This is a genomic window from Autumnicola psychrophila, assembly GCF_031846645.1.
Classification (GTDB): domain Bacteria; phylum Bacteroidota; class Bacteroidia; order Flavobacteriales; family Flavobacteriaceae; genus Autumnicola; species Autumnicola psychrophila.
On record NZ_JAVRHN010000017.1, the window covers coordinates 63,364 to 75,400 of the forward strand.

Annotated in this window: 9 protein-coding genes; 7 read left to right on the forward strand and 2 right to left on the reverse strand. The window is 38.8% G+C overall.

What is annotated here, in order from left to right:
• Positions 1-4 precede the first annotated feature (4 nt).
• Genes RM541_RS16930 through RM541_RS16945 form a run of 4 tightly spaced genes read left to right on the forward strand, consistent with a single transcriptional unit; the run spans position 5 to position 4,407 of the window.
• Positions 5-421: a VOC family protein gene (locus RM541_RS16930; RefSeq protein WP_311501316.1), complete on the forward strand. Its 417-nt coding sequence runs from the start codon at positions 5-7 to the stop codon at positions 419-421.
• A gap of 37 nt (positions 422-458) precedes the next feature.
• A complete protein-coding gene (locus tag RM541_RS16935) occupies positions 459-1,838 on the forward strand; it encodes a 3-keto-disaccharide hydrolase (protein WP_311501317.1) in 1,380 nt (459 codons plus the stop codon).
• Positions 1,839-1,847: 9 nt separating this feature from the next.
• A complete protein-coding gene (locus tag RM541_RS16940) occupies positions 1,848-3,188 on the forward strand; it encodes a Gfo/Idh/MocA family protein (RefSeq protein ID WP_311501318.1) in 1,341 nt (446 codons plus the stop codon).
• Positions 3,189-3,216: 28 nt separating this feature from the next.
• Positions 3,217-4,407 (forward strand): Gfo/Idh/MocA family protein, encoded by a 1,191-nt coding sequence (locus RM541_RS16945; RefSeq protein ID WP_311501319.1) that lies wholly within the window; start codon positions 3,217-3,219, stop codon positions 4,405-4,407.
• Here the strand turns inward: RM541_RS16945 and RM541_RS16950 are convergent.
• Positions 4,399-4,521 (reverse strand): hypothetical protein, encoded by a 123-nt coding sequence (locus RM541_RS16950; RefSeq protein ID WP_311501320.1) that lies wholly within the window; start codon positions 4,519-4,521, stop codon positions 4,399-4,401. The two genes, RM541_RS16945 and RM541_RS16950, sit on opposite strands and share 9 nt — an antisense overlap.
• 9 nt (positions 4,522-4,530) lie before the next feature.
• Positions 4,531-6,069 carry a SulP family inorganic anion transporter gene (locus RM541_RS16955; protein ID WP_311501321.1) on the reverse strand — a complete coding sequence of 513 codons (1,539 nt, stop codon included), beginning with the start codon at positions 6,067-6,069 and terminating at the stop codon, positions 4,531-4,533.
• A 369-nt stretch (positions 6,070-6,438) separates the two neighbouring features.
• On the opposite strand from RM541_RS16955, the gene era reads away from it, so the two are divergent.
• The 3 genes from era (at position 6,439) to RM541_RS16970 (ending at position 11,775) form a co-directional block, all read left to right on the forward strand.
• Positions 6,439-7,320: a GTPase Era gene (era, locus tag RM541_RS16960; protein WP_311501322.1), complete on the forward strand. Its 882-nt coding sequence runs from the start codon at positions 6,439-6,441 to the stop codon at positions 7,318-7,320.
• Positions 7,321-7,656: 336 nt separating this feature from the next.
• Entirely contained in the window at positions 7,657-8,961 is a 1,305-nt protein-coding gene (gene der, locus RM541_RS16965) for a ribosome biogenesis GTPase Der (RefSeq protein ID WP_311501323.1), read from the forward strand.
• A gap of 84 nt (positions 8,962-9,045) precedes the next feature.
• Positions 9,046-11,775, forward strand: a complete 2,730-nt coding sequence (locus RM541_RS16970; RefSeq protein WP_311501324.1) for an outer membrane beta-barrel protein — start codon at positions 9,046-9,048, stop codon at positions 11,773-11,775.
• Positions 11,776-12,037: the final 262 nt, after the last annotated feature.

The following is a 12,037-nucleotide window of genomic DNA, read 5'->3' on the forward strand; positions in this document are numbered from 1 at the left end:
TGCCATGAGCTCACAAAATAGAAAGAAACAAATTAGCTTTAACTTTAAAAAAGATCACGATGCAATTCAGGTCTCTAACCTTGAGTTTTCTGCGGAATATTATAAGCATATTCTGGGTCTAAAGGAAATTCCCAACGGTGGTCTTCCAGATCATATTCGATGGTTCCAGTTATCAGATAAAACTCAGTTGCATGTTATAGAAAGTAAGGATAAAATTAAAAACACTAAGGGTGTACACATGGCCATAAATACGAATAATTTAGAAGCTTTTATGGAGCACCTGAAAGCCAGTGATGTGCACTTCGAGAATTGGCCGGGGGAAGCAGGAACTACTAATTCCCGTCCGGATGGTATAAAGCAAATTTATTTTCAAGATCCTGATGGCTACTGGATTGAGGTAAATGACAACTCAAGAGAATAATTTATAACTGTTTAAATATTAATTAAAAAATAAACAAATGAACATAAACCTGACATCTCTCACAAGAGGTGCATTTTTTTTTGCTCTTGTACTTTTTGCCACTAGTTGTGAAAACGAAAAAAAGAATGATACACCCTGGAAAAATCTTTTTAATGGAGAGAGCCTGGAGGGATGGAATCAAATGGGAGGTGATGCAAATTATGGAGTGAAGGATAACGCTATTGTGGGATCCACAGTACACAACTCTCCCAATACTTTTCTCACTACAAATAAGATGTATGATAATTTTATTTTGGAAGTGGACTTCCGGGTAGATTCTACTATAAATTCCGGTATTCAAATAAGGAGCAACAGTTTGCCTCATTATCAGGACGGGCGGGTTCATGGGTATCAGGTAGAAATTGATCCATCGGAAAGGGCGTACAGTGCCGGCATCTATGATGAAGCTCGGCGCGGGTGGTTACATACTCTTGAAAACAATCCTGAGGCGAGAAAGGCTTTTAAACAGAATGAATGGAATTCCTATAGAATTGAAGCAATTGGGGATACTATAAAAACATGGATTAACGATGTACCAGCCTCTTATCTAATAGATGATAAAACCAACAGTGGTTTTATTGCACTACAGGTACACAGTATTGGTGAAAATGATCAAGAAGGAAAAGAGGTGATGTGGAAAGATATCAGAATTCTTACCGACAGCCTCTCCAAATATTCCCGGCAATCTCCATTGGAGCCAATAAACACCAAAAATAGATTGTCTCTTAAGGAGAGAGATAATGGCTGGAAACTCCTTTGGGACGGTAAGACTACTTTAGGATGGCGGGGCGCAAGATTGGATGAATTTCCGGAGCAGGGTTGGGAAATTGAAAACGGTGAACTTGTTGTATTAGCTTCCGGAGGAGAAGAATCGGTTGCGGGCGGTGATATTGTGACAAAAGAACTTTATAGTGATTTTGAATTAAAAATAGATTTTAAAATAACTGAAGGAGCTAATAGCGGAATAAAATATTATGTAGATACCGATCTTAATAAAGGGCCGGGTTCTTCGATTGGGTTGGAGTACCAAATTCTGGATGATAAGCGTCATCCAGATGCGAAACTGGGAAATCATGAGGGTAGTCGTACTCTGGCTTCACTTTATGACCTTATACAAGCAGATCCCGATAAGCCGGTAAATCCCATCGGGGAATGGAATACCGCTCGTATTGTTTCCAGGGGTAATCATGTTGAGCATTGGCTTAATGGGGTAAAGGTGCTGGAATATGATAGGAAAAGCGAGGATTTTAAAAAGTTGGTTTCTGAAAGTAAATACGATAAATGGCCAAACTTCGGGGAGGCTGAAAAAGGTCATATTCTATTGCAGGATCACGGTAACCGGGTAGCTTTCAGAAATATTAAAGTTAAACAACTTTAAATTTTAAGTATGACAACAAGAAGAAATTTTATAAAAAAAGCAAGCATTGGAAGTGTAGGGGTTGCAGTGGCAGGACCTGCAATGGGCATGTCAGCAAAAAGCTATCGCCGCATCATTGGAGCGAACGAACGTATAAGAATAGGTATTGCAGGTCTTGGTCGTCGCCTGGGAGCTTATTACGAGCCTATTGCTCAAAAGAGCAGTAACGTCGAACTTGTTTATCTGTGTGATGTAATGGAAAGTCAGCGATTAAAAGCCCTGGAAAATTTTAAAAAGGTAATAACCTATAGTCCAAAGCTTGAAAATGATATCCGTAAAGTTATAGACGATCCCAAAATAGATGTCATAATAAATGCTACTCCCGATCACTGGCATACCCCGGGTTCGATTTTAGCCATTAAGGCAGGAAAACATGTTTATGTGGAAAAACCCAGCAGCCATAATATGTTTGAAAATGAAATACTGGTAGATGCTGCCCAAAAATATAATCGCGTGGTACAAATGGGAAACCAGCAGCGGTCTTCAGGGCATACTATAGAAATTATTAATGAAATACATAAAGGCACGATTGGCAGGCCCTATAAAGCCGTAGCTTTCTACACCAACGATAGGGGAGAAGTTCCTGTTCAGCAAAAAGCGCCGGTACCAGAAGGCCTGGATTGGGAATTATGGCAGGGACCTGCTCCAAGAAGGGACTATACCGAGGAAACCTGGAATTATAATTGGCACTGGTATGGATGGAATTATGGAACTGCTGAAACCGGTAATAATGCCACGCATGAGTTAGATGTGGCACGTTGGGCATTGCAGGTAGGTTTTCCTAATCATGCAAGTGTAGAAGCTAAAAAGAGACATTTTCTTGAAGATGGCTGGGAAATGTATGATACTATGGAGGCCACTTTTAAATTTCCCGAAGACAAAATTATCCAATGGGATGGTAAAAGCAGGAACGGCTACAATACCTATGGTGGTGGTCGTGGGACAATAATTTATGGCAGTGAGGGAGCGGCTTTTATAGATAGGGGGAAATATGTACTAACAGATCGTAGTGGTGCGGTTGTAAGAGAAGTAGATACCGCTTCTAATGAAGCCGGAACAGCTCTTGGAGGTGGTGGCGATATGTCTACGAAACATATGGTTAATTTCTTTGAGACCATTCGCGGAAAGGAGAAGCTTAACGCACCTATAGATGATGCTAATATAAGTATGGCGATGGTGCATTATGCTAATATTGCATACCGAATAGGAAAAGGTTTTGATGTTGATGAAAATACAGGACGGATATTTGATCGTGATGCCATGAAACTCTGGAGCAGACAATATGAAAATGGGTGGGAACCTAAGATTTAGAATTTTTGTATGATATTAAGAAATTTGGATGAAAAGAAGAGATTTTGTAATTAAGAGTAGTTTGGCATCAATGGCAGTGGCAACTTCCACAGGTGCATTTGGAAATATAAATTATCTCCAGAATTCTCGTGCCGAGGTGAAAATTGGAGTTATTGGAACGGGAGCTCGTGGCAGCGGACTTATTCCTTTTATAAATGAAATTGAAAACCTGCAGGTAGTTGCATGTTGTGATATTCTTCCTTTCAGGCTTAAAGAAGGCCTTAAAAGGGCAGGCAGGGGAGCTGTTGGATATTCCAGTTATCAAAAATTGCTGGATAATAAGGATGTAGATGCGGTTTTGATTGCAACTCCCTTCAGCACGCATTCTGCCATAGCCGTAGATGCAATTGCGGCCGGTAAGCATGTGTATTGTGAAAAAACAATGGCAAAAGACTATAAGGGAATAGAAAATCTGCTGAATAAAAAGAAATCTTCAGACAAAATTTTTCAAACCGGTCATCAATATCATAGTTCGCGACTATATACGCATGTAGTAGATTTAATTAAAGATGGAAAAGTAGGAGATATTACCGCTTTTGAGTGCCAGTGGAACCGCAATGGGAACTGGCGCAGACCTGTGCCCGACCCGGAACTGGAAAGGATCATAAACTGGCGAATGTACCGTGAATATTCCGGCGGACTCGTTGCTGAACTTTGCTCTCACCAAATTGATTTTGTAAATTGGGTTTTAAATGCCACGCCTAAAAGTGTTATTGGAGTTGGCGGAATAGATTACTGGGAAGACGGGCGTGAAACCTTTGATAATATCCACCTTATTTACACTTACCCTAAAGGCGTAAAGGCAACCTTTACCTGTCTTACCAGTAACTCCATGGACGATTATAAGATTAAAGTGATAGGCGATAAGGGGACAATAATTTTAGATTATGCTGAAGCGTGGTTTTATCCTGAAGGGCATTATGAAAAAAAGAGACAGGAAATAGACGGGGTTTCAGGAGCAACCATTCCATGGGAAATGGGGAAAGGAATTCCTATAAAAGTGGCACATGCCAATCCCAGCAAGCAGGCACTTATGGACTTTAGAGATAGTATTATAAATAATAAACAACCCGCATCAGGTATAGTTACCGGTGCTAAAACTGCAATAACAGTTCAAATGGGAATCGACACAATGATTGAAGATAGGAATGTGGAATGGAATGGTGATATTTTATTGTGAATCATGATTGTACCAATGTAACACACTACCGTTGTAGCCCTGCAGGTAATTTTGGATATAAAACTTTTCAGCATAAATAAGCCGGAATCCTAAAATTCCGGCTTCTGTTTCCATAGAAAAAGTTTAGAACTTATCTGTAGCAACTTTGTAATTCGGATCTTCCAGAATATTAACCTCTATAATTCCGTTTGCATTGCTTAACAACCTTCTGCAGTCCTTGCTTAAATGTCTAAGATGTACTTTTTTGCCAACTTTACTATAACGCTGAGTGACTTGATTTAAAGCTTCAATAGCAGACATATCGGCAATTCGACTATCCTTAAAATCTATTATTATCTCATCTGGATCATTTACAACATCAAATTTTTCTGAAAAATTAGTAGTAGAAGCAAAAAATAACGGGCCATATATTTCATAGTGTTTAACACCATTTTCATCAATACTTTTTCTAGCTCTAATTCTCTTGGCGCTTTCCCAGGCAAAGAACAATGCCGAAAGTATAACTCCAATCAGAACTGCTAAAGCCAGATTGTGCAGAATAACAGTTATTAGTGCAACAATAATTACCAGAAAAATATCTTTCTTAGGTACTTTATTAAATATTTTTAAACTGGCCCATTCAAAAGTTCCAATGGCCACCATAATCATTACTCCTACAAGAGCTGCCATTGGTACCTGTTCTATTATGGGTGCTCCAATCAACACTATTGCAAGAATGGTAAAGGCTGCAATTATACCAGACAATCTAGCTCTGGATCCAGCCGAGAGGTTCACTAAAGTTTGAGCGATCATTGGGCAGCCACCCATCCCGAAGAAGAATCCATTCAGTATGTTTGCACCTCCCTGAGCAATACATTCTCTGTTGCCACTACCTTTGGTTTCTGTAATTTCATCTACCAGATTTAAGGTAAGCAAGCCTTCGGTTAATCCAACTGCCGCCATAATCATAGAATAAGGTGCAATTAGTTCAAATGTTTCCCAGGTCAATGGAATATTCGGTATGTGAAAAGGAGGGAAGCCACCACTTATAGAAGCGATATCTTCAACTGTTTTAGTATTTATACCGAAAAAGTAAACCAAAAGGAATACAATTATTATGGCAACCAGCGAAGAAGGAACTGCTTTAGTAAGTTTAGGTAAAAAGACGACAACCGCAATGGTTAAGGCCACTAAACCGGCCATAATATATAAAGAAGTTCCCGTTAGCCATACAATATCGCCATTAACCACCGTCTTAAACTGGTCTAACTGAGACATGAATATAATAATAGCTAACCCGTTAACAAACCCAAACATTACAGGATGAGGTACTAAACGTATAAATTTTCCAAGCTTAAAAACTCCAATTATAATCTGAATTACCCCTGCTAAAGCGACGGCAGCCAAAACGTATTCAATGCCGTTGGATTGCATTAGAGCAATTAAAACAATAACTGTCGCGCCGGCTCCACCAGAGATCATTCCTGGTCTTCCCCCGAAAATTGCCGTTACCAAACACATTATAATGGAAGCATATAATCCCATTAGTGGAGGAAATCCGGCTAAAATAGCGAAGGATAATGATTCTGGGATCATAGTCATTGCCACGGTTAAGCCGGCCAGGATTTCTGTTTTATAATCTACTTTTTGTTTAAAATCAAAAAGATTAAAAATCTGTTTCATAAGAAATAAATTTTGAAAAAATAATAGAGTTGAAAGGAATACTTTCAGCTAAAAAATAAATTTAATAAAGGATATGGAGTACAGGCAGAGCTGTTTACGGCGGAGTAAGAGGGGATGATGTTATGTTTCTTCCGTGCTTCATAAGAGCGGGCAAAATTAGCTAAATTTTTTTAACGACAAAGCTTTTGATTAAGAAGCTGCGAACTTTTACAGCTTTGTCAAAATTCCTGGTACTATTTTATGAGATTTGTATTCCGTTGGCTTTTAAAGGAGTGCCTTCAAAATGACAATTATCGATCTCCTGCCGGAAATATATAAAAAGTTAGGAGAGCGGATTTAATTAAAATATCTTTGTAAAAAATTTCAGTTATGGCACATAAAGCCGGTTTTGTAAACATTATAGGAAATCCAAATGTTGGTAAGTCTACTCTTATGAATGCTTTTGTAGGTGAAAAGCTTTCCATTATTACCTCTAAAGCGCAAACCACCAGGCACAGGATCCTGGGAATTGTGAACGGGGAAGATTTCCAGGCGATTCTCAGTGATACACCGGGAATCATCAAACCCGCTTATCAATTACAGCAGTCCATGATGGATTTTGTGAAATCTGCGTTTGAAGATGCAGATGTGTTGGTGTATATGGTCGAAATTGGTGAAAGAGAGCTTAAAGACGAGGCTTTCTTTAATAAAATTATTCATGCCGAAATTCCTGTTTTACTCCTTCTGAATAAAATTGACAAGTCCAATCAGGAAGAGCTTGAGGAACAGGTGGAGTTATGGAAAGAAAAGGTGCCAAATGCTGAAATTATGCCGGTTTCGGCACTACAGGGCTTTAATGTTGCTGAAGTGTTTAACCGTATAGTAGAATTATTGCCTGAAGGTCCTGCTTTTTATCCGAAAGATACGCTTACAGATAAGCCGGAGCGCTTTTTTGTGAACGAAATCATCAGGGAAAAAATCCTGATGCATTACAAAAAGGAAATCCCGTATTCTGTAGAAATAGATACACAGGAGTTTTTTGAGGAAGAGGAAATTATCAGGATGCGTAGCGTGATTATGGTAGAACGTGAGACGCAGAAAGGGATTATCATCGGTCATAAGGGGTCTGCGTTAAAGAGAGTTGGAGTAGAGGCTCGGAAGGATCTCGAAAAATTCTTCGGAAAACAGGTTCATCTCGAGCTTTATGTAAAAGTCAACAAAAACTGGCGTAGCGACAGTAATCAGTTAAAAAGGTTTGGGTATAATGATTAATCAATTCGGCAACTAAAGGTCGATATTGTTGATTTTAAGGCATCGGCTTAAATTGAACTGATTTCTCTTGATTACATTTTTTCTTCTGAATTAATTAAAACGAAACAATTTCAGGATTAATTGAATTCTTTGCTGTGTTTGTTTTACCTGAAATCCTAAGATTAAATTTGCTTTTAGTTAAAAGCGACTTTTTTCTTGCATCTTGCAGCGAAGCACTCTTTTATCTTGATCTGTAATTATAAGATGAAGATATAGAGAAATATGTGTGTTCCACTTTTCTGTTTAAACCCAAATATTTACACTAATTTTGCAACTTAAAATAAAAGAATACCGGGTATGGGTAATATAGTAGCCATTGTAGGAAGACCTAATGTTGGGAAATCTACTTTTTTTAACAGATTAATCCAGCGTCGCGAGGCCATTGTAGATTCCGTTAGCGGAGTGACACGCGATCGCCATTATGGAAAATCTGATTGGAATGGACAAAATTTTTCCCTTATCGATACCGGTGGATATATTAAAGGCAGTGACGATGTTTTTGAATCTGAAATTGATAAGCAGGTAGAACTTGCCATAGATGAGGCCGATGCCATTATCTTTATGGTAGATGTAGAATCGGGAATTACTCCAATGGACGAGGATGTTGCTTTTTTACTTAGAAAAGTAAATAAACCGGTTTTGCTTGCAGTAAATAAAGTTGACAATAACAAACGACTTGCAAACGCAGTGGAATTTTATAATCTTGGTCTGGGTGAATATTATCCCATTGCAAGTACCAATGGTAGTGGAACCGGAGATTTGTTGGATGCGCTTATTGAAGCCTTGCCAGAATCTGAAGCTGAAGAAGAATCTGAATTGCCACGTTTTGCTGTGGTGGGAAGACCTAATGCAGGGAAATCTTCGTTTATAAATGCACTTATTGGTGAAGATCGATATATCGTAACAGATGTTGCCGGTACCACAAGAGATTCTATAGACACAAAATACAATCGTTTTGGTTTTGAATTTAATTTAGTAGATACGGCAGGTATTCGCCGGAAAGCCAAAGTTAAGGAAGACCTGGAGTTTTATTCAGTGATGCGATCTGTACGCGCCATTGAAAATTGTGATGTTTGCCTGGTGGTTTTGGATGCGCAGCGTGGTTTTGACGGTCAGGTTCAGAATATTTTTTGGCTGGCACAGCGTAACCGCAAAGGAATTGTGATCCTCGTGAATAAATGGGATTTAATAGATAAAGAAACCAATACGCTTAAGGAATACGAAGCGAATATTAGGCGCGAAATAGAACCTTTTATAGATGTGCCAATTATTTTTATTTCTGTGCTCACCAAGCAGCGGGTTTTTAAAGCTATAGAAACTGCTGTACAGGTTTTCGAAAACCGCAGCAAAAAATTAAAGACGCGGGAATTTAACGACGTAATGCTTCCGATTATAGAAAACAATCCTCCGCCAGCTTACAAAGGCAAATATGTGAAGATAAAGTTTTGCATGCAGTTGCCAACTCCGCAGCCACAGTTTGCGTTTTTCTGTAATCTTCCGCAGTACGTAAGAGATCCTTACAAGCGATTTTTGGAAAATAAAATCCGCAAAGAATTCGACTTTAGCGGAGTGCCAATTACTATTTATTTCAGAAAAAAGTAATAGTGGTTAAACTAAAAGGAAAAACGTTAGTCTAAAAGGAAGACGGAGGTATCGGACTTCTGTATTCATCTATCATTCCTTTTAATGAAACTTTATTACACTCTCGCGCTGCTGCTCATCACCGGCATTGCATCTTCCCAAAATTTTGAAATCACAGGAAAAGTAGTGGATGAGGAAGGCGCGCCTTTAGAATCTGCTACTATCTACCTGGAAAAAGCAGCAGACAGCAGTCTTGTTACCTATACAATTTCAGAAAAAAACGGAAATTTTCGTCTTACCGGAAATACAGAAGTGCCCAAAGCAGACTTATATATTTCTTTTGCTGGTTATCAATCCCACAGGGAAACGCTGGAAATCAAAGAGCAAATAGAACTTCCCACCATTGCTTTAAATATTCAGGACAACGAGCTTGAAGAGGTGATGGTTACCGCTACAAGGGCACCTATTACTATTAAAAAAGATACTTTAGAATTTAACGCCGATTCCTTCAACACGCGTCAGGATGCAAACCTGGAAGAGTTAATGAAAAAACTTCCCGGGGTGGAGGTAGACAACCAGGGAAATATCACCGTAAACGGCAGGCCGGTTTCGCGGATTCTCGTAAACGGTGAAGAATTTTTTGGGGATGATCCCAAGATTGCAACGAAAAACCTTCCGAAGGAGATTATCGATAAAATTCAGGTGACCGATACCAAAACCAGGTCCGAAGAGTTTACAGGAAAACCGGGTGATCCCGAGAATAAGACAGTAAACATTACCATCAAGGAAGATAAGAACAAGGGCTATTTTGCACGGGCGACTGCCGGAGGAGGAACAGACGATCGTTATGAGCTTAGCGGAATCGGGAATTATTTTAGAGACGATCTGAGATTTAGTGTCCTCGCAAGTTCCAACAATATCAACACTTCCGGGTTTAGTTATGATGAAGTTTTTGGAATGATGGGTCGTACTGCCGGGAGAAATGTTTTTGGCGGCGGTGGCGGCGGAATTACTAAAGCTGAAACAGCTGGCTTTAATTTCGTGAACAAATGGGAAGAAGAAAAAGAATTAAGCGCAGATTATTTCTTCGGAAGAAATGATACCGAAAGAAGAACCATCGTGGCGCGAGAAAATATTTTACCAAATTCCCGTTTTTTTACAAATTCTGAGGAGAGCAGTAACCTTATTAATGATAGCCATCGTGCAAATGTTCGTTTTGAGGTAGAGTTTGATACCCTTACAAGGCTTAATATTAATCCAAGGTTCAACGCTAATTTTGGAAATTCCTATCGTGATCGAATAGCAGAATCACTGGATGAGGATCTTAACTTAATCAACAGTACGACCACTTCAAATAATGAAGAACTGGAGAGTGCTGATTTCAGTAATGATATAGACTTTATAAAGCGTTTTGGCAGTCGCGGTTCTTATTTACAAATGGAGTTTGAAAACGATCATAGCAGGCAGAAAAACGATAACTTCTACTTTTCCGAAAGTATTTTTATTGAAGATGGAGAAGAAGTTGTGGAAATTCAGGATCAATATATAGACGAAGATGAAACCGAAAATGAATATTCAATTGAAGTGAGTAAGCGTAGTGTTCTGGTCGACGATTTTTTTCTTGATATCTCTTATGATTTCGATTATTTAAAATCGACAAATAAAAGGTATGTCTATGAAGCTGAAAATGGCGACGGAGATTATAATACCCTAAATGATCTTCTAAGCAGTGACTTTGAGGTAAACAGCAGGAGACATACTCCTAATGTAGGGCTAAATTATGAAGGGGAGATCTGGAGAATAAATACAGAAGTGGGGCTCTTACATACCGGCCTGGATAACACTAATTTTCTGGAAGAAACATCTTTTGAAAACACCTATAACAACCTGTTCCTGGAAGCCGGAGTTCGTTACGAAATTGAACGATCCAAAAGCCTTTCCATTCGCTACGACACCAATGTAGATATACCTTCTATCCGGCAGCTGCAACCGGTGGTAGACCGCACCAATCCGTTAAATATTGTTGTTGGAAATCCAGAGTTAAGACCTACTTACCGGCAGGATATCAGACTTAATTATCGGAATTTTGATTTTGCTACACGAAGTGGAATTTTCAGCTATTTGAACCTTGGATTTACAGATAATGATGTTGTTCCTGTAACAACGGTAGATGAAGACCTTGTGAGGAGGACCACTTATACCAACGTTGATGGTGCTATAAATGGAAACGTAGGTCTTTTTTATAATAAACAATATAAAAAGGAGGCAAGGATCTTTAGGTATCAGGCGGGTTTAAACTCCAGTTATAATAAAAATATAGGATTTACAAATGCCGTTAAATATGAAGCAGAACGTTATACTATCAGTCCGCGTTTACGTCTAACTTACGAAATTGAAGAATTATTTAGCATAGAACCCAACTACGAATTAACATATAACAACACAATGTATGATATTAATCCTGACAGAAACGAGGATTTTATAAATCACAGTATTGGGTTACAGACTACTACTTACTGGCCTGAAAATGTCGTTTTTGGAAATGATATCTCTTTTAATTACTTCGGAAATGTTTCCCCGGGTTTTGATAATACCTCGCTGCTTTGGAACATGAGCCTTGGATACGAATTTCTGAAGGACAAAGCTACTTTGAAGGTTAAAGTATATGATTTATTGGACCAGAATATCGACACCCGTCGCGTTATAGGAGATGATTATATCCAGGATACCAGCAGCCTGATCCTTACCCGCTACGCAATGCTAAGTTTCACGTATAAGCTGAGCAATTTCGGCGGAAGTGGCCCTCCTGACAGAGGAGGAAGAAGAAGATTTTAAATTCTGAATTTCTATTTAAGAGACAAGAGATAAGAAACAAGAGATAAGAAACAAGAGACAAGAAACGTTATCGATAATTGCCATTTTGAGCACAAGACCAGGAGCAGAAGGATTTCAAATTTCAGAATTTACAATTTGGAATAATATGCGAAACTTTCCACTTTCCATGTTTTTGTTATCGATAATTGTCATTTTGAGCATATGACCTGGAGCAGAAAGATTTCGAATTTCAGAATTTAAAATTTGGAATACTAAATAGAGC

Bases quoted from the DNA above. Each gene is read 5' to 3' on its own strand.
- RM541_RS16930 (WP_311501316.1), top strand. From the start codon at position 5: ATGAGCTCACAAAATAGAAAGAAACAAATTAGCTTTAACTTTAAAAAA.
- RM541_RS16935 (WP_311501317.1), top strand. From the start codon at position 459: ATGAACATAAACCTGACATCTCTCACAAGAGGTGCATTTTTTTTTGCT.
- RM541_RS16940 (WP_311501318.1), top strand. From the start codon at position 1,848: ATGACAACAAGAAGAAATTTTATAAAAAAAGCAAGCATTGGAAGTGTA.
- RM541_RS16945 (WP_311501319.1), top strand. From the start codon at position 3,217: ATGAAAAGAAGAGATTTTGTAATTAAGAGTAGTTTGGCATCAATGGCA.
- RM541_RS16950 (WP_311501320.1), bottom strand. From the start codon at position 4,521: ATGGAAACAGAAGCCGGAATTTTAGGATTCCGGCTTATTTATGCTGAA.
- RM541_RS16955 (WP_311501321.1), bottom strand. From the start codon at position 6,069: ATGAAACAGATTTTTAATCTTTTTGATTTTAAACAAAAAGTAGATTAT.
- era (WP_311501322.1), top strand. From the start codon at position 6,439: ATGGCACATAAAGCCGGTTTTGTAAACATTATAGGAAATCCAAATGTT.
- der (WP_311501323.1), top strand. From the start codon at position 7,657: ATGGGTAATATAGTAGCCATTGTAGGAAGACCTAATGTTGGGAAATCT.
- RM541_RS16970 (WP_311501324.1), top strand. From the start codon at position 9,046: ATGAAACTTTATTACACTCTCGCGCTGCTGCTCATCACCGGCATTGCA.